Source organism: Nostoc sp. FACHB-888, from assembly GCF_014696655.1.
Taxonomy (GTDB): domain Bacteria; phylum Cyanobacteriota; class Cyanobacteriia; order Cyanobacteriales; family Nostocaceae; genus Nostoc.
The window spans coordinates 1-16,963 of the sequence record NZ_JACJQM010000004.1 but is presented as its reverse complement, the minus strand read 5'-3'; the positions used below and the strand labels follow the sequence as shown (position 1 = coordinate 16,963).

Below are 16,963 nucleotides of genomic sequence, written 5' to 3'. Positions count from 1 at the left end.
CTAAATTAAATATTTCAATCTAGAAATGAATAATGTTTTTTATTTTTTCAGATAATTTTCTTTATTGCTTCTAAGCTAAATCTTCAAAAAAATCTTCCGGTTTTAAGAAAATATTTTGGTAAGATATTGTATTTTGAACCTCTACTTGTCGACATATTCTTAACTGTATTCTAGCATGGAAATAGTTCGTTTGTACGATTTTTTACCTTCTGGTAATGGTTATAAGATCCGGCTTTTATTGACACAATTAGGTATGCCTTTTGAGAGGGTAGAGCTTAACATTTTAAAAGGCGAGACTCGAACACCAGAATTTTTAAGTAAAAATCCCAATGGGAAGATCCCTATTCTGGAAATCGAGCCAGGGAAATACTTGGCAGAATCAAATGCCATATTGGTATACCTGAGTGAAGGTACAGAATTTTTTCCCTATGACCGCTTTTTACGAGCGCAGGTGCTGCAATGGTTATTTTTTGAACAATATAGCCATGAACCTTTTATTGCTACATCAAGATTTTGGATTTCTATTTTAGGTAAAACTGAAGAATATAGTGAAGCTATAAAGCAAAAACGTGAACCAGGTTATACAGCACTTAGCCTGATGGAAGAATACTTAACTTCTCACACTTTTTTCGTAGGAGAGCGTTACACGATTGCTGATATCGCGTTGTTCGCGTACACTCATGTAGCTGATGAAGGCGGGTTTGATTTAACAGAATTTCCTGCTATTCAGGCTTGGATAGAAAGAGTCAAAGCTCAACCAAGCTATATCAGTATTACACAAGCATAAAGTTTGTGTCTCTCGTTTCTTGGCTCTGCTAGCAGATGTATTGAGTAGGATATCGTCTCACATTCAGGAGGAGGCATTTTCCCTGAAGATATTACTAAGCAGTAACTAGATATTTGTGTCAATTTCTATCAGCTTTTGCCGAGAAGACAAACCTGACTTAATTTTGATATCAGATTTGGCTACATCAAATTTTTTTGCTAGTAGTTTAATTAATTCTTCATTAGCCTTACCATCGACTGGGGGCGATTTTAAATACACAGTTAAACTGCCATCAGGTTGTTCTTCAATTTTTTGCTGTTTTGAATTAGGTTTAACCTTGACTTTTTTTTGCATAACCTATTTTCTGTAATTGTCGCAGCCACAACCAACCTAAAACAGAACCCAATACATAGTGAGGAAAATCCCACCAAACAAAGGTAGTACCAAGTAACAATTTACCTATCAAGGTGGCGCGAATCTCCTCTAATAGCGGCGGATGCCAAAGTTGCAAGAATTCTAGTATACAGGTAATGACAAAAACCCATATAGGAATTTGGATTATCCCCGCCTGATTTCTGAAAAACAAAAATGCGAACAGACACCAAAATATTTCGTAAAATATAGCTGCTCCATAGTCATTAAACCACTGATGGGCAGGGCCAGTGTAGTACTTAAACAAAAAGCCCATCGGTACAACGATGAGCAGAGAAAAAATAATAAATATTGTTTGGTTACGATGTTGGAGCATTTTCTCAAGGCTAAAGATTAACGAAAATTTTAGCCTCTGGACTGCTGTTTCTTAATAATTCGTAATTTCGGATTTTAATTACGAATTACTTCGTTATGGATATCTTCTGCTACCAGCGCCTACTACACCGATTTTGTGGCGATAGGAAAGTTCAGCACCGAACCAGCCGGAAGCGCTAGTCAGTGTACCAACAACCAGAGAGATTAATAGTCCCCAAGGTAATATTCGGGACTCAGCGTCGCCCAAACGCAGGAGAAAGTTGATAAGTGATAAAACCAGGATAGAAACATTAAGTATCAAATGCACCCAACCGGCGGTGCGCTTGCGAACTCGTTCAATTTTCAAAAAGTCGCTCAGACCGGTCGCTGCTGCGATTAAGCCTAAACCTAATCCAAGTCCGATTAACCAGAATGAAGCCCTAGCCCAAAAGAAATCACGAGTTAACCAGTAGCCGAAGTCACTTCCCAAGGCGGCGGCTAAAAAAGCAATGGGGAAGATCACAGTTAGGGGATGTAGGGGATGTCCTGCGATCGCAACTGTGCTAGGTACGCCGCTATCAACATACTCACTGTCGTTACTTTCAATAACTGGTGGAATATTTGGAAAAGGTGTTGAACCTGTTTGCGTTGTGTCTGTAGTTTCCATTATTAGTATCCTGAATTTATTAACATCTTATTTATTTTTAAGCTGAAGGAATTTTTTCAACATAAGCTTCAGCTTGTAGGGTTAGCTTGCCTACTTCTACTCTTAGTTGGTTAACTTGCAGGCTTATTCCATCTAAATCGAAGTTACTCAAATTCAGAATTTCGCTAGTTTGATCTATCAAAGCTTTTGTCAACTCTGGCGATATTTCCTCACCTTCGCCATATTCGACATTTTCCAAAGTAACAGTTTTTCCATTGCCACTAATCTTGGGGACTGCGGAAAAAGCAACTTGCTGATTTTCACCAGTTTCTAGCATTTTCATGGTGGCGTTTATCGCTACTTTACCATCGCCAGGTAGTCCAAAGTCTACATGTTGAGGTTCAATAGTCCTCAGTTGCCCGTTAACGTGGATTTTTTGACTTTGCAGTTGCGATCGCACATATTCTGAGTTGAAGGCGCGATTAATATCAGTCTCAGTTAACACAACCTGTGCATTAGCTTCAGTAGGTTTAGTGAGTTCAATTTTGCCGAAAGCTACACTTAGAGGATTAATGGCAACATTAGTCATTTGCATGTCAAACTGTTCCATGCGAAGGTCTTTCTGCATAACCATACCTTCACCTTCAATCGTGACTGAATCCACCTGTCCCTGAACCAGTTTAAAAGGGTCTGTTTTGATGTCTACATCTAAACTTTCTACTTCATCTAATTGGCTAGATAATCCTATTTCTGCGGCTTTATTGAGCGCTTGCTCTCCTAATCCAGGACTTTCTGGCATTATTAAATTAACTCCTATAAATAGCATATCCTTTAGTTAATTTAAGTAAATTATCATCAAATCTTATCTATCTGGCGATGGAATATAAATTTAAATATTGTCTATCTAAAAGTGGAATTACATAATTTTATCTAATAAAAACTTTTGCTTTTCTACCCAGGAGTTTTCAGGTGTAGATGTAGAACGGCTTGTCGTCAAATATCGCTCAAAAGAAAGATAGTATCTTGATAATTTAGCCGTTATGCTACTTTTTATAATTAATGCTGCACCAAAATTTGCTTAAGGATAAAGCTTGGAGTATAGTCTTAAAGAGATTTTTGGGTTGGCGCATCCTTGTATCAATATGGTCAATTTCATAATAATTTTATTAAAGGCAAGGTAAAACCAGGCACAACATCTTCACCGCTTAATACTGCCGTAGCTGGATATTGAGTCATTGAACCATCGCGGCGATAAACAAAAGCTTGCTGATTTTTACTATCAATTAACCATCCTAATTGAACACCATTACTAATATATTCTTCCATCTTGGCTTTGAGTTTTGCCAAGCTATCATTTTTAGAACGAATTTCAATTACAAAGTCGGGTGCTAAATTAATAAATTTGTCTTCTTCTTCATCCCAACCTTCTGGTAAACGTCCTTTAGCTACAAAAGCAGCATCAGGCGATCGCACTGCCGTATTTGCTAATCTAAAACCTGTGCTTGAACTAAATACTTCACCTAAATCCTGACTTTCTACCCAATTCAATAAGTAGGCTCCCGCTTTTATTTCTCGATTACCAGAAATTCCACCAGTTGGGGGCATAGTTTCTAACGTTCCATTAGCATTGCGTTCAAACCGCAGTTCTGGGTTTTGCGAACTCATCAGCATTAATTCTTCATCAGTGACAGTATACAAAGACTGCACCGTTATTTTTTCGCTGGTCATGATGATGCCATAGCAAGCTTGATAGATATCTCAATTTTAGGCTGAGATTCAATTACTTCTGTACCCCTCTCCTGCTCTGCGTTCTCTATGTCTGGAGCGGTTTGTTATAAAATTGACATTAGCAGCAGTGCAATATCTGTCTATAAGCTGTTTTATTATTTCAAAACAATGCTTTCAGAACGCTTTATCACAGCCCTTACCTACGCCACCCAACTGCACGCCAACCAAGTTCGTAAAGGTTCAGGTGTTCCCTACGTTGCTCATTTATTAGGTGTTGCCAGTATTGCTTTAGAATATGGGGCAAATGAAGATGAAGCGATCGGGGCTCTGTTACACGATGCGATCGAAGATCAAGGTGGCGCTGCAACACGGGAAGAAATTCGCCGCCGCTTTGGTGACAATGTAACAGCAATTGTAGATGGTTGTACTGACGCTGATACAACTCCAAAACCGCCTTGGCGACAGCGCAAGGAGGCATATATTGCTCACATTCCTACCGCTTCCCCATCAGTGCTGCTCGTGTCATTAGCAGATAAACTTTACAACGCCCAATCTATTCTTAAAGATTATCGCGTTTTGGGCGACTCACTTTGGGAACGTTTTCATGGGGGTAAAGAAGGAACTCTTTGGTATTATCGGGCGCTTGTGGATACCTTCAGAAAGACTGGAACTATTATAATTATTGACGACTTAGAACGAGTCGTTGCACAAATTGAGGTATTAGCATCTAAATAAAAAATGAAGATATATTTTCTAAAACGGATACTCCCATTGAATCTAGCAGGTTCTACTTTGCAGCTTTAGTTCAATTATTCAAAAGTAGATAAAAGTTTCATGGAAACTAGAAATAGCTTTTTTTTACAGATACGATCTAATCATGTATCTCACGAAAAAATTTTGGCTTTTAGATTATTTCTCTAGATAAAAAATCTTTCTCCCGATAGACAGGTATACTTACATTATTATGGCTGCTATGTTACTAATATGACGATAGTAAGACAAAACGCCTTAAATACAACCGTAAGTTCTTCAGTAAGTTCTCCAGAAACCTTGACAGAAAAAGTTATTGAAGCAGAGCGTATGCACGATGTTCTGCTTTTACTGCAAAACTTGATTAACAGTGAAGAAGCCACTGTGAAACTAATTCTGGATTGTCTCTATGATGTTGGCTCAGTCAATCTGATCAACCAAAAGCTTCGCCTGAAACCCGTAAACAGGGTGATGAAATTAATTGCGCGAATGTCCAAACCAGTTTTTAGAGCTTTGGCTTTAAATTGGTTTAAGAAAAACTGTCCTCAACTCATTACTAATTGGCTACACACGCAGGTGACTTTTGAAAGTATCCAAAATAAACGCCAAGAAGTAGCTGTTGAAGTTGCAGAACTTCAGCCATATCCCATCCCACAGAGAGAAAATTTGAGCCAAGAGGTTATAAATCTACGCTCCCAAGTTAGATTGCTTGCTGGTATTTCAATAATAGCGATCGCTATTTTAGGAATAACAGCTACTAGGTTAAATTGAAACTCATATGTAGCACAGTTATCAAATTTAATCGAGCCAGCAAGCTATTTTCGGCGTAAGGTTCACTTGGGCCATAAAAAACCTACTAGTTTAAAATTTATTTAAATTTTTCTTCATTAGGTGTTTTGGGGAATATTTATTTGGTTAACTTCAAACAGCTTACCTCGTTGTATTGCCAGCACATTTAAATAACTGGCTCAACATATATGCTAATTCCTACTATGACTTTGCCCAAGCCTACCTTGGAGGATATAGAAATACATCTGCTCTTGGAAGGAATCTATCAGTATTATGGTTATGACTTTCGCAATTATGCTCTCTCCTCACTCAAGCGCCGCATTCAGGGCTTCATGCAATTAGAGGGGGTAGCAAATGTTTCTGCATTGCAAGAACAATTACTTCACAACCGTGCCTATTTGGAAAGATTTTTGCTTGCTCTGACAGTGAATGTAACATCAATGTTTCGTGATCCCAGCTTTTATCACGCCTTCAGAAATCAAGTTATCCCTTTCTTGCAAACCTATCCATTTATTCGCATTTGGCACGCTGGATGCTCAACTGGTGAAGAAGTTTACTCAATGGCAATTTTACTACAAGAAGAAGGGCTTTATCATCGTTGCCGCATATATGCCACTGATACTAATGAAAAGGTATTACAAAGCGCTAAAAGTGGAATTTTCTCTTTGAAAATGATGCAGGAATATACTCAGCTTTATTTAAAAGCAGGCGGTAAAAAGTCTTTTTCAGAATATTATACAGCAGCTTATGACAATGCTATTTTTCGAGCATCTTTAAGAGAAAATGTTGTTTTTGCCCAGCATAATTTAGCAACTGATAGCTCTTTTAATGAATTTAATGTCATCCTTTGTCGTAACGTCCTGATATATTTCAATCAGGTACTTCAAAAGCGAGTACACGAACTGTTTTATAATAGCCTTGGCAACTTTGGCATCTTGGGTTTAGGAAGACAAGAATCTATCAGGTTCACCCCGTATGAGCAGTACTATGAAGAGATAGTCAAAGGTGAAAAAATATACAAAAAAATAGCTGCTACTTAAAATCTAGACCGTTTGAACCATTAGATGAACGTAATTTAACGTGAGTTCGACAAACCTCTCCCTGACTTAAACTAAAGTTCAAGTCTGTCTCTCTCCGAGTCGGAGAGGGACAGGTTTTGCACAGCAAAAGCAGGGAGAGGTCTTTGTGACCTGTCATATCATGTCCGCATAATTAGTTACGATTCCCATAGTCATTGCACCCCACCCCCAACCCCTCCCCGCTCTTCGGGAGGGGAGACAAAGCGTAGCTTTGGCGGGGTGGGGTTCTTCGGGTTCAATAAACAATCAACCGGACATGATATCAAACTCACGTTGATTTAGGTGGATTTAACCGTAAAAGTAGAGAGAATATAACTAAAAGTGTATTCTAATTAGCACTAAGTATTTTTTAGAAAAAAATATTATGAATAAAGTTATGGTCGCTGTCAAAAGACAGCCTGTCAAACATTTTTAATTATGTTCAGAAGATAGATACAGCGATCGCTTAAGGTAAATTATACATTAAAGCCTTAAAGGAGATTGTCGATGCAGCTTCTCGAATGTCCTCCTGTTGCAGTCATTGCCGGAGAAAATGCGGTTCACGTTTCTCAACTACCTTCTACATGGCAAGACATTGCTAGGGGAACCACGAGTGTCGGACTTTCCCATCCCCAGAGCTATGTTGAGATGGCACAGTTGTTCTTATATAAATTACAGCATGGTGATGTTGACTTGTTTAGCGATCGCCCCCAACTAGCTCACTTGATACCATCATTCTCCCAACTATTTGGGCAACTGGCATGGGAAACTCTAGAGTTTTTCGGGCAAGACTTTCTCAAAGACAGCTATCCAAACTTTACAGAAATTCTCCGTGATGTGGAGTCAAAGGGCACAGAGTATGCTGATGAAGTAAAAGTCGCTCGCATTGGCATAGATTTATTCAACGAGTTTGGTTATGAATTGCCTGCCAGCTTCTATCATGTGCATTTAGCACCAATTTACCGCGATCATGTTTTTGAAGAACGCGCCTTAAGATTTGATCAGCGCGATATTGAACATAAACGGGCTTGGGATGCCATACTCCATGCAGGTAAGGTGTTTGCGATTCAAATGAAGGTACAAAGTATTGCTTCTAAATACGGTTTTACTTATCAACACGGCTGTGGTTGTAACTCTCACCTATCTTCCATTGATGTATCTAGTGGCGCGTTTGAATATGAATTGAGTCCCGAAAAGCGCCAGCGATGGATTCGCAGTTTCATTTGGACTGCTTGGTATGAGTATGCCTTATTTGCGATCGTGCCAAATACGAGTTATTTAGTTTAAACGGAAATAAGCAGAGGGAGTAATTTCTCCCTCATTTTTATTTACTGCCAAACGTAGATGAGGATAAACAAAATAATCCAGATAACATCGACGAAGTGCCAGAACAACGAAGTCGCGTTCACGCCGAAGTGGCCTGTGTCGTAGTTGCCAGGGATGAAAGAACGTACCAAAATTATTGACTGCAACAGAATACCTGTGAAAACGTGCAAACCGTGGAAACCTGTTAGCAGGTAAAACGTTCCACCAAATACCCCTGTGGTGAAGCCAAAATCGAGGCCGTTCCATTCAATCGCCTGTCCAACCAAAAAGTAAGTTCCCATCGCCATTGTTGTCAAGAGAAATAGGCGAAATTTCACTAAGTCATGGCGTTGAAGGGCGCGTTCTGCTAAGTAAATTACAAAGCTACTGGCGACAAGAATTATCGTGTTGATTGTCGGTTCTTTTACTTCTAGCCCAGAAACACCAGCTGGTAGCCAGTTAGGAGTTGTTGTTTTGTAGATGGCATATCCAGCGAAAAAACTCAAGAAAATGACGCTTTCAGACAGGAGGAAGACAATGAAGCCAAACATCTTGTTGCCTTCTTCGTCGTGGGTATGTTCTGCGGGTGTGTGGTGCAATTCGTGGGAATTGATATAACTGTCCATTTTGCTTTTAGTTTGAGGGTAGTTTGAAACGCAGAGGAACGCAAAGGGAAGCGCAGAGGGACGCGGAGGGTTTTTGCGTCTTCCCGATAGTTTGCGTTTATTCTGGGAGGTTGGATGTTAAGGGTTCTGATTTGCCGTAGCCGTAGGGTTCGGAGATGATGATGGGGATTTCTTCAAAGTTTTCTACTGGGGGGGGTGAAGAAACTAACCACTCTAGTCCGATTGCCCGCCAAGGGTTAGCGGGTGCTTTCTCGCCTTGCATCCAAGAAATCACCATGTTGAATATGAAGGGCAAGGTGGACATTCCTAAGAGGAATCCGCCCAGGCTAGCGATGATATTCCAAAATTGATACTCTGGGGCGTAGGAAGCGACTCGGCGTAACATGCCTTGCAATCCTAATGGGTGCATGGGCAAAAAGTTGAGGTTGGTGCCGATGAAGGCTAACCAGAAGTGGATTTTACCCCAGCTTTCGGAGTACATACGCCCAGTCATTTTGGGGAACCAGTGGTAGATGGCAGCAAATAAGCCCATCGTCACGGTGCCGTAGAGGACGTAGTGGAAGTGTCCCACTACAAAGTAGGTATTGTTAACGTGGACATCAACAGGCACAGAGGAAAGCATAATGCCTGTGATTCCTGCGAAGACAAACATGATTAATCCACCAAGGGCAAACAGCATGGGGGTATTTAGCCGCAGTTTACCGCCCCAAATAGTTGCTACCCAGGCAAATACTTTAATTCCCGTGGGGACAGACACACACATTGTCGTCAGCATGAAAAGCAACCGCATCCAGCCTGATGTACCACTGACGTACATGTGGTGTACCCAAACAATGCCGCTTACTCCTGCAATCAAGATGGATGAAATAGCGACTACTTTGTAACCAAACAGAGGTTTGCGTGAATAGACTGGGAAGATTTCTGAGAAAATCGCAAAGACAGGCAGAATGATCACGTAAACGGCGGGGTGGGAGTAGAACCAGAAGTAATGCTGGAACATGACTGGATTCCCGCCCTTGCTGGGGTCAAAAAAGCTTGTGCCAACGGTGAGGTCGAGTAGCAACATCACCGCACCTGCTGTCAATGCTGGTAGTCCGAATAGTTGGATAATCTGGGCGCTAAACACTCCCCAAACAAACAAGGGCATCCGAAAGAAGCCCATTCCTGGGGCCCGCATCTTCACGATGGTGGTGACAAAGTTGACTGCCCCCATAATTGAGGATACGCCGGATATTGCCACCGCTAAGAGCCAGAGAACTTGACCATTAATCAAGTTACCTGTGGGATTCTGAAGACTGACTGGCGGGTAAGACCACCAACCGGCTTGGGCTGGGCCACCAGGGACAAAGAAGCTAGCCATCATGATAATTCCGACTACTGGCACCATCCAAAAGGCGACGGCGTTGAGGCGGGGAAATGCCATATCTCGTGCCCCAATCATCAGGGGTACTAAATAGTTGGCAAAACCAACCAGTGAGGGAAATGTCCACAAAAACAGCATTATAGTGCCGTGCATGGTGAACATACCGTTGTAGATGGTGCGATCTACTAAATCTGATTCGGGTGTCATCAGTTCTCCCCGCATCACCATCGCAAAGATACCGCCGACGAGAAAGAAGAAGAAGGAGGTAACGAGATACTGGATACCAATTACCTTGTGGTCAGTACTAAAGCTGAAGTATTCTTTCCAATTACTTGGAGATTCGTGGTTATGCTTCTCATCGGGGAGAAGGATACCTTCAATAGGAACATTAGTCATGGTTACTTTCCTTTCAACCAGGTGAATTGACTAGAGGAGGTGCAGCAGGTGGAACTGTAACCCAACCAGTTTGCACTGATTGATTGGATGTTTGGGCATACTCAGAAGCTGCTTGATTATTTGCTAGGGATGGCTTTTGGGTTGCAGCTTGTGCTAGCCATTGCTGATAATTTTCAGGAGATTCGACAACCACATTCGCCTGCATCGTCGCAAAGTATGTACCGCTATATTGAGAATCGGTTAATCGGTATTGGCCAGGACGGATAGGAGTAAATTCAAAGTCGATCGCATGGTTGGGAATAATATCCTGCTTGAGGCGAAATGCAGGTATATAAAAGCCGTGGAGAACGTCTTGTGATTTCAGCGCTAAACGTATCCGGCGATCGCTAGGTAAATGCAATTCGGTACTGGTAATATCTTTTTCTGGGTAATGAAAAACCCACGCCCACTGTTTAGCTAGTACGTCGATTTTTTCTACAGGTTCCGCTAAAGCCTTAGCTGGTGCATCATTTGGTTCTGCATGAGCCGATTGCATTGCTAACGGATTATGCAGGTGAACTAATTCCGATGGGCCTTGAATTCCCATTTGTTCGTAAACTTGGTAGCTGTAACCCGCAATCCAAAACACCAAAAGAATTGGGATTGCTGTCCAGACAACTTCTAAGGTGACATTGCCATGAATTGGGGGGCCATCAGTGAAGTCATCTTTGACTGCCCGATGGAAGATCACAGAATACATTAAAGTACTCGTTACTCCCAAGAAGATGAAGGCACCGAGGGTTACTAAGAAGCTAATCAAATCATCAACTAATTGGGATTCGGCTGCTGCTTGGGGGGGAAGCCAGGAGTAAGCCTGTTTCCCGATCCAGAGACTCGTAATAGTCACTGCGATCGCGCCTGTAAGCAGCGTCAAAATATTTAAAATCTTCTGGATTTTCATGGTCATTAGTCATTGGTTATTAGTCATTGGTCGATGGTTAGTAACTTTAAACAAAGGACAAATGACTTATTTGAGTGTTGTATTGAGGTCTTGGTGCGATCGCAGCAAATTATCTGCTGTATTGTGTACGCCAAACTCGGCAGCCATTTGCGCCCCTAGTGTTCCGTGGACGTACAGAATAAACATGATTGCTATGCCTGCCAACAGATAAATCCATTGCACTTCTCTATCTGTCTGTTTATATTCTTGTTTGGCCCAAACGAAGCGCTGCCATCCTCTCCAGATGGTCAAGACAACAATCAGCGCTAATAAGAACACACCACCCACACCATGCCAAAGCATAGTTTCCATTGCCTGTAATCCCCAGGCACTTTTCATATCAGCTGGTGGTGTTGCCAACAGCATTTCGTAAAAGCCTGCTGCCACTGTGAAAAATGTGATGATGCTGGCACCTAGCATGTTGTACCAGCCAACATCAAATAAGTTGTCACGTTCCACAGTAATTGCTAAAAATTTGAAGACCCATTTTTCAAAGGGGAACAGAACACCGACAATATCAAAGGTCATTCCAATGATGAACAAACCTATTGTCAGATGGACTAAGTTGGGATGAATGGGAATTGTGTAAGGTAATCCGTTTGCGCCTAGAGAGCCGCTTAATTGATCAATTAATTCTGAGTTCATCGCAACAGACCATCCTTTACTGCTTCCACAACTGGCACTGTATGCAATCCATAGACCCAAACAAGTTCATCTCCGAGATATACTTGCAAGCCAACTATCAAAGTTAAAACTAGTCCGGCTCCCAAATAATAAATCGGTACTTTTTGCGGATTCCGGGAACGAATTACATAGCGCCAAGCTGTAATCGCTGTGATGATTCCCGAAAGTGACCAACCAATCAGCGTATGCAAATTCAGTACCGATTTAGCTAGGCTGTAAGGCTGTGCTAAACCCGCTTCAAACTGACCAAAAATAATCGCAACGAAAATAGCGATCGTTGCAACTAACATATTCCACCAACTCACCTCAAAAAGACCGGATTTACCAGTAAAATAGCCAACTACATCGCAGAAAAAGGAAAACAATACCATCGCAATTACGAAGTGGACAACGATGGGATGAATCGTATCTGGATAGGGCAAATTGTGGTCGTTCAATGATGTAAAATACTGAAGCATTGGATTCTCCTGGACATATCTACCGCACTATGGTCAAACTTTAATGATTGATGGATACCCGCTAACATCACTACAAGTATCTATCGATAATTGACCGAAATCTGTTCAATATGTGCGCGGCGCAATACGCTTAATTATGTCTTAGCTTTTTGTAGACAAATTTAGTAAACTTGCCTTTATGGAACGACTTTGGTTACGATTAATTTCCTCACGCCAATAGTCTACAACAGCAATTTTTGATGTAGCTAAACCAAATCGCTGTCGTTTGTTGATTTGCTTAACCTATCCTTTAGCTTAAGTAAATTTTTATGAATTGTCAAAACAATAATAATTAAACTTTTAAAAGTTAGTTATTTAGCAAAAATATATTTCTATAATGTATCGATTCTGGCATTAACTAAAATTTAAAAAACCATAAAGATCATATTATTTATGTAAAGTACTTCACAATGATAAAATTTTTAATTGTAATGGAAATGACAAAAATATATAATTTTGGTTAGTGGGTATAAAAGCAAGTCAAGGTAAGTTAGGGAACTGCAAAAAATAAACTATCCAATTTTTGGAATCAAAACGATTTTTCCTCCCCCTGCTCCCTGCTCCCTGCTCCCCTGCCCTAAAAGCGATGGCATATTTTTTTATTTGGAAGTCCCTTAGTAGCTGTAGTGGAACTGGAGAATGCTGAAAGGATTTGATGAGCCATCAAGTCACACTAACAGGTGTGAGGACAAAACAAGTGGCATTTGAAATTGTGGTCATTGGTACTTCTTTGGGCGGATTATCAGCCTTAAAAATTCTCCTGGGTAATTTACCAGCAGACTTTCTAGTGCCGATCGCGATCGTGCAACACCGTCACAAGGAGTCTAACAACACACTCCAGGAGTTATTACAAGAATATACTTCGTTGCCGATTCGAGAAGTGGAAGACAAAGACGAAATATTACCAGGACATATCTACCTAGCTCCAGCAGATTATCACTTGTTGGTTGAACCAGGTCACTTTGCTCTCTCTACTGATGAACCTGTTTCTTATGCTAGACCATCAATTGATGTGCTGTTTGAGTCAGCAGCCGATGTCTACAGCCAGCAAGTTATTGGTGTAATATTGACAGGAGCAAACCAAGATGGCATGCAAGGTCTTAAGAAAATAAAATCATTGGGAGGACTAACTATCGTACAAGAACCTGCAACTGCTGAGAGCGAAGTTATGCCAGAAGCAGCAATTTCTGCTGTTGCTGTAGACTGGATTTTAACACTTTCAAACATTGCTTCCCAAATGGTCAAGCTTTGTCACTCATCACGGAAATAAACCCATGCAGATGGAACCCAAAGTAAACATCCTCCTAGTGGATGATAAACTAGAAAATTTGCTAGCACTAGAAGCAATCCTGGAAAAACTGGGAGAGAATTTGGTGAGAGCTACTTCTGGGGAAGAAGCTTTGAGGTGTCTGCTACATCAAGACTTTGCAGTGATTTTGCTGGATGTGCAAATGCCAGGGATGGATGGCTTTGAAACTGCAACCTTGATTCGCAATCGGGGGCGATCGCGTCACACTCCAATTATCTTTCTCACCGCCTTTAGCACCAGCGATCAAATGCTTTTTAAAGGCTATGCCTTGGGTGCAGTTGATTACTTGCTCAAACCATTAGACCCCAATATTTTGACTTCTAAAGTCACAGTATTCGTAGAACTATTTAAGAAAACAGAAGCTGTCAAGCAACAAGCAGCACAACTGGTAGCTGTGAATGCGGAACTCAGACAAAGTGAAGAACGATTTCGATCGCTGAGTACCTGTTCACCCGTTGGGATTTTTGAAATTGATACTGAAGGAGGATGTAAGTATACTAATCCCCGGTATCAGGCAATTTGTGGCTTGAAAGCAACAGAGAGTTTAGAAAAGAGATGGCTAGAATCTGTTCATCCAGAAGATAGAGAACGAGCAATCGCCAGTTGGTCTAACTACATTTATCAAGGTCGTGATTACTCTGAAGAGTTTCGGTTTCAAACTGCTCATGGTATCGTCCGTTGGGTTCAAGTTCGCTCATCACCGATGCTTTCCGGTCAAGGGGAATTGCTAGGATATGTAGGCACTCTCGAAGATATCACTGAACGCAAGCAAGCAGAAGAAGTCCGCGCTCAAGTAATTCGAGAACAAACGGCAAGACAGGAAGCAGAAGCAGCAAATCGGATGAAAGACGAGTTTCTCGCCGTTCTCTCGCACGAACTCCGCACGCCTCTAACCTCAATGCTGGGCTGGTCAAAAATACTCCGCTCTAAGAAACTTGACGAAAAAGCCACTTCCCGCGCCTTAGAGGCGATTGAACGCAACGCTACATCTCAGATGCAACTAATTGAGGATATCTTAGATGTATCCCGGATTATCCGAGGTCAACTGCGGTTAAATGTATCTGCGGTGAATCTGATCACGGTAATGGAGGCAGCCTTAGAGGCAGTGCGTCCCTTAGCAGAACCAAAAGATATAAAGCTGAATATCGCCTTAGATACTTCGGTAGGTTCAGTTTATGGCGATCCAGCCCGGTTACAGCAAATAGTCTGGAACTTACTAACTAATGCTATTAAGTTCACTCCCAAGGGTGGCAGGGTAGATGTGAATCTGTCAGTAATTTGTGGTGAAGAACAAACAACTCATAAATACGCCCAAATTCAAGTTATCGATACCGGTATTGGTATCAGTTCCGAGTTCTTACCCAAAGTATTTGAGCGTTTCCGGCAAGCAGACAGCACCACAACGCGATCGCACAATGGGCTAGGACTAGGATTAGCGATCGTCCGTCATTTAGTGGAACTGCACAAGGGTACAATCTTTGCCCAAAGTCCAGGTACAGGAGAAGGAGCAACCTTTACTGTGAAACTGCCACTCTTACAAGACAATAGGGGTAGCAGAGCGAGTAGAGAAGCCACAGAAGAAATTTCCTCCCCTGTGGCATCGACACCCCTTACTGGATTAAGAGTTTTAGTTGTAGATGATGAAACAGATACCCGTAACTTTCTCAGTTTTATGTTTGAAGAGTATGGGGCTTCTACCACTGCGGTAGCATCAGTTGATGAAGCCCTAGCAATACTTGAACAAGCAAAACCAGATATCCTGATTAGCGACATCGGTATGTCTGAGAAAAATGGTTATATGCTGATTCGGAAACTACGCTCTTTAGAACCAGAAAAAGGCGGATGTATTCCAGCGATCGCTTTAACAGCATACACGCGAGAAGAAGACCGCTTAGAAGCACTTTCAGCAGGGTTTCAGCAGCATTTATCTAAGCCAATAGACCCCACTAAATTAATTGCTATGGTTGTCAATGTATTAAAGCTACCTGTGGAAGTTGCAGTGAGTTGATTTTGAATTAGGGAGTGGGGGAGATGAGGGAGCAGGGCGAGCAGGGGAAGAATAACTATTAATTATTGACCAATGCCCCATGCGCCATGCCCCATTCCCAATGCCCAATTTCAAATCAAGACGAAGTTAGTCCATGTTTTTTCAGATCGTCTAGGGAAACCATTTCCAAAGCTCTAGCATGGGTTGCAGACAGGATAACAGGTGGAGCAACGCCAGCTTGGAGAGCTTCTTGCCAGCGAGAAGCACATAAACACCAGCGATCGCCAGGCTTCAGTCCAGGAAAATTAAAATCAGGAACAGGTGTGCTTAGGTCGTTCCCTTGTAATTTGGTGAACTCCAAGAATTCTAATGTCATTTCGGCACATACGACGTGCGACCCGAAATCCTGACCACCTGTGCGACAAAAACCGTCGCGGTAAAACCCGGTTATAGGAGAAGTGCAGCAGACTTCTAGGTTTCCACCGATTACGTTTTTAGCTTCTGTCATCATTAATTAGTTGTAGTTGATTTTTTGGTCTCGATATAAGCTTATATTGACTTAAAATCACTATTGAGAAGAATGGTGCAATATTTAAATAAAAGTTCCAATAAAAACCCCTGGTAGTTAGCCAGGGGTAATGCAAGTCAGTACTTTTTCGCATGGAATGTATCCTACTCAAATACCATAGCAACTGCCTAATTTAGAGATATGCCATTTTGCCAAACAAAAAACCCCAATGGTTAACTGGAGGTTAATTTTTTTGGAATAGTGGTAATTACGACTTATGCACTGTACAAATGCATCGTGATATGCATTGCCTAAAATAGGAAGTTTTCAGGCTTTGTCTTAATTATCCTGCGATGCCTACGGCGGTAAACTACGCAAATAGACAATGCTGTGCCCTTACGAAAGATATGGTTTTTAACCTTAATACATATTTAGTACTCCTTGTCAATTGCTAATTCCTAGTAATCTATAAAGTTATTATTCCCAGATCAGTAGGCAACAGAATCAGAATTTTTACAACTATCTTGTGATGTTATACAAAAGAGGTTTCGGCTTACCCTGACCTCGTTGTTTACTTTTAAATAAGTAAAACTAATTACTTCTATCAGTTTTACTGAAGCAATAAAAGTTGATTAAAAATTGTAAAGCATTGTAAAGTAGTTTCACAGGCAAAAACAAAACCGCCTGATTTATAAATAACTAACCGCACTTATAAAACCATGACAGCAACCTTACAACAGCGCTCAAGCGCCAACGTATGGGATCGGTTTTGCGAGTGGATCACCAGCACCAACAACCGTTTATATATCGGTTGGTTCGGCGTACTAATGATCCCCACCCTGCTAG

Annotated in this window: 18 protein-coding genes and 1 pseudogene; 8 read left to right on the top strand and 11 right to left on the bottom strand. The window is 41.3% G+C overall.

Annotation, left to right across the window (positions count from 1 at the left end):
• The first annotated feature begins 175 nt into the window (after window positions 1–175).
• Window positions 176–787 (top strand): glutathione S-transferase family protein, encoded by a 612-nt coding sequence (locus H6G26_RS03910; protein ID WP_190728003.1) that lies wholly within the window; start codon window positions 176–178, stop codon window positions 785–787.
• A 105-nt stretch (window positions 788–892) separates the two neighbouring features.
• Here the strand turns inward: H6G26_RS03910 and H6G26_RS03905 are convergent, their stop codons facing one another.
• From H6G26_RS03905 to H6G26_RS03885, 5 genes are all read right to left on the bottom strand, one after another.
• Entirely contained in the window at window positions 893–1,120 is a 228-nt protein-coding gene (locus H6G26_RS03905) for a DUF167 domain-containing protein (protein WP_190728002.1), read from the bottom strand.
• Window positions 1,098–1,514, bottom strand: coding sequence for a DUF2809 domain-containing protein (locus H6G26_RS03900; RefSeq protein ID WP_190728001.1), 417 nt, complete (start codon window positions 1,512–1,514; stop codon window positions 1,098–1,100). Before H6G26_RS03900 ends, H6G26_RS03905 begins: the two co-directional genes overlap by 23 nt.
• A 93-nt stretch (window positions 1,515–1,607) precedes the next feature.
• Window positions 1,608–2,159 (bottom strand): DUF2231 domain-containing protein, encoded by a 552-nt coding sequence (locus H6G26_RS03895; protein WP_190728000.1) that lies wholly within the window; start codon window positions 2,157–2,159, stop codon window positions 1,608–1,610.
• Window positions 2,160–2,196: 37 nt separating this feature from the next.
• Window positions 2,197–2,937: a DUF2993 domain-containing protein gene (locus H6G26_RS03890; protein WP_190727999.1), complete on the bottom strand. Its 741-nt coding sequence runs from the start codon at window positions 2,935–2,937 to the stop codon at window positions 2,197–2,199.
• A 353-nt stretch (window positions 2,938–3,290) separates the two neighbouring features.
• Window positions 3,291–3,866: a Uma2 family endonuclease gene (locus tag H6G26_RS03885; RefSeq protein ID WP_190727998.1), complete on the bottom strand. Its 576-nt coding sequence runs from the start codon at window positions 3,864–3,866 to the stop codon at window positions 3,291–3,293.
• Window positions 3,867–4,034: 168 nt separating this feature from the next.
• Here H6G26_RS03885 and H6G26_RS03880 point away from each other — a divergent pair, with 168 nt between their 5' ends.
• From H6G26_RS03880 to H6G26_RS03865, 4 genes are all read left to right on the top strand, one after another.
• On the top strand, window positions 4,035–4,601 hold the full coding sequence (locus H6G26_RS03880; protein ID WP_190728148.1) for an HD domain-containing protein: 567 nt from the start codon (window positions 4,035–4,037) through the stop codon (window positions 4,599–4,601).
• A 249-nt stretch (window positions 4,602–4,850) separates the two neighbouring features.
• A complete protein-coding gene (locus H6G26_RS03875) occupies window positions 4,851–5,387 on the top strand; it encodes a hypothetical protein (protein ID WP_190727997.1) in 537 nt (178 codons plus the stop codon).
• 221 nt (window positions 5,388–5,608) lie between these two features.
• A complete protein-coding gene (locus tag H6G26_RS03870; RefSeq protein WP_190727996.1) occupies window positions 5,609–6,445 on the top strand; it encodes a protein-glutamate O-methyltransferase CheR in 837 nt (278 codons plus the stop codon).
• Window positions 6,446–6,970: 525 nt separating this feature from the next.
• Window positions 6,971–7,750 carry a hypothetical protein gene (locus H6G26_RS03865; RefSeq protein WP_190727995.1) on the top strand — a complete coding sequence of 260 codons (780 nt, stop codon included), beginning with the start codon at window positions 6,971–6,973 and terminating at the stop codon, window positions 7,748–7,750.
• Between the two features lie 41 nt (window positions 7,751–7,791).
• Here H6G26_RS03865 and H6G26_RS03860 read toward each other — a convergent pair whose 3' ends face one another.
• The 5 genes from H6G26_RS03860 to H6G26_RS03840 all read right to left on the bottom strand — a co-directional run bounded on the left by H6G26_RS03860 (window position 7,792) and on the right by H6G26_RS03840 (window position 12,274).
• Entirely contained in the window at window positions 7,792–8,394 is a 603-nt protein-coding gene (locus tag H6G26_RS03860) for a heme-copper oxidase subunit III (RefSeq protein ID WP_190727994.1), read from the bottom strand.
• Window positions 8,395–8,491: 97 nt separating this feature from the next.
• Complete coding sequence (gene ctaD / locus H6G26_RS03855) at window positions 8,492–10,153, bottom strand: cytochrome c oxidase subunit I (protein ID WP_190727993.1); 1,662 nt, start codon at window positions 10,151–10,153, stop codon at window positions 8,492–8,494.
• Between the two features lie 13 nt (window positions 10,154–10,166).
• On the bottom strand, window positions 10,167–11,093 hold the full coding sequence (locus tag H6G26_RS03850; RefSeq protein WP_190727992.1) for a cytochrome c oxidase subunit II: 927 nt from the start codon (window positions 11,091–11,093) through the stop codon (window positions 10,167–10,169).
• A gap of 66 nt (window positions 11,094–11,159) precedes the next feature.
• Entirely contained in the window at window positions 11,160–11,777 is a 618-nt protein-coding gene (locus tag H6G26_RS03845; protein WP_190727991.1) for a DUF2231 domain-containing protein, read from the bottom strand.
• Window positions 11,774–12,274: a DUF2231 domain-containing protein gene (locus H6G26_RS03840; RefSeq protein WP_190727990.1), complete on the bottom strand. Its 501-nt coding sequence runs from the start codon at window positions 12,272–12,274 to the stop codon at window positions 11,774–11,776. The genes H6G26_RS03845 and H6G26_RS03840 overlap by 4 nt, the downstream gene beginning before the upstream one ends.
• A 736-nt stretch (window positions 12,275–13,010) precedes the next feature.
• On the opposite strand from H6G26_RS03840, the gene H6G26_RS03835 reads away from it, so the two are divergent.
• Both H6G26_RS03835 and H6G26_RS03830 read left to right on the top strand, forming a co-directional pair.
• Window positions 13,011–13,583, top strand: coding sequence for a chemotaxis protein CheB (locus H6G26_RS03835; protein WP_190728147.1), 573 nt, complete (start codon window positions 13,011–13,013; stop codon window positions 13,581–13,583).
• A 4-nt stretch (window positions 13,584–13,587) separates the two neighbouring features.
• Complete coding sequence (locus H6G26_RS03830; protein WP_190727989.1) at window positions 13,588–15,630, top strand: response regulator; 2,043 nt, start codon at window positions 13,588–13,590, stop codon at window positions 15,628–15,630.
• Between the two features lie 115 nt (window positions 15,631–15,745).
• On the opposite strand, the gene H6G26_RS03825 is transcribed toward H6G26_RS03830, so the two are convergent.
• Window positions 15,746–16,117, bottom strand: a complete 372-nt coding sequence (locus H6G26_RS03825) for a DUF2237 domain-containing protein (RefSeq protein ID WP_190728146.1) — start codon at window positions 16,115–16,117, stop codon at window positions 15,746–15,748.
• Window positions 16,118–16,836: 719 nt separating this feature from the next.
• Here H6G26_RS03825 and H6G26_RS03820 point away from each other — a divergent pair.
• Window positions 16,837–16,963: pseudogene (locus H6G26_RS03820) on the top strand (photosystem II q(b) protein); the annotation flags it as partial.

Coding starts and splice junctions, on each gene's coding strand:
- H6G26_RS03910 (WP_190728003.1), top strand. CDS start 176: ATGGAAATAGTTCGTTTGTACGATTTTTTACCTTCTGGTAATGGTTAT.
- H6G26_RS03905 (WP_190728002.1), bottom strand. CDS start 1,120: ATGCAAAAAAAAGTCAAGGTTAAACCTAATTCAAAACAGCAAAAAATT.
- H6G26_RS03900 (WP_190728001.1), bottom strand. CDS start 1,514: ATGCTCCAACATCGTAACCAAACAATATTTATTATTTTTTCTCTGCTC.
- H6G26_RS03895 (WP_190728000.1), bottom strand. CDS start 2,159: ATGGAAACTACAGACACAACGCAAACAGGTTCAACACCTTTTCCAAAT.
- H6G26_RS03890 (WP_190727999.1), bottom strand. CDS start 2,937: ATGCCAGAAAGTCCTGGATTAGGAGAGCAAGCGCTCAATAAAGCCGCA.
- H6G26_RS03885 (WP_190727998.1), bottom strand. CDS start 3,866: ATGACCAGCGAAAAAATAACGGTGCAGTCTTTGTATACTGTCACTGAT.
- H6G26_RS03880 (WP_190728148.1), top strand. CDS start 4,035: ATGCTTTCAGAACGCTTTATCACAGCCCTTACCTACGCCACCCAACTG.
- H6G26_RS03875 (WP_190727997.1), top strand. CDS start 4,851: ATGACGATAGTAAGACAAAACGCCTTAAATACAACCGTAAGTTCTTCA.
- H6G26_RS03870 (WP_190727996.1), top strand. CDS start 5,609: ATGACTTTGCCCAAGCCTACCTTGGAGGATATAGAAATACATCTGCTC.
- H6G26_RS03865 (WP_190727995.1), top strand. CDS start 6,971: ATGCAGCTTCTCGAATGTCCTCCTGTTGCAGTCATTGCCGGAGAAAAT.
- H6G26_RS03860 (WP_190727994.1), bottom strand. CDS start 8,394: ATGGACAGTTATATCAATTCCCACGAATTGCACCACACACCCGCAGAA.
- ctaD (WP_190727993.1), bottom strand. CDS start 10,153: ATGACTAATGTTCCTATTGAAGGTATCCTTCTCCCCGATGAGAAGCAT.
- H6G26_RS03850 (WP_190727992.1), bottom strand. CDS start 11,093: ATGAAAATCCAGAAGATTTTAAATATTTTGACGCTGCTTACAGGCGCG.
- H6G26_RS03845 (WP_190727991.1), bottom strand. CDS start 11,777: ATGAACTCAGAATTAATTGATCAATTAAGCGGCTCTCTAGGCGCAAAC.
- H6G26_RS03840 (WP_190727990.1), bottom strand. CDS start 12,274: ATGCTTCAGTATTTTACATCATTGAACGACCACAATTTGCCCTATCCA.
- H6G26_RS03830 (WP_190727989.1), top strand. CDS start 13,588: ATGCAGATGGAACCCAAAGTAAACATCCTCCTAGTGGATGATAAACTA.
- H6G26_RS03825 (WP_190728146.1), bottom strand. CDS start 16,117: ATGACAGAAGCTAAAAACGTAATCGGTGGAAACCTAGAAGTCTGCTGC.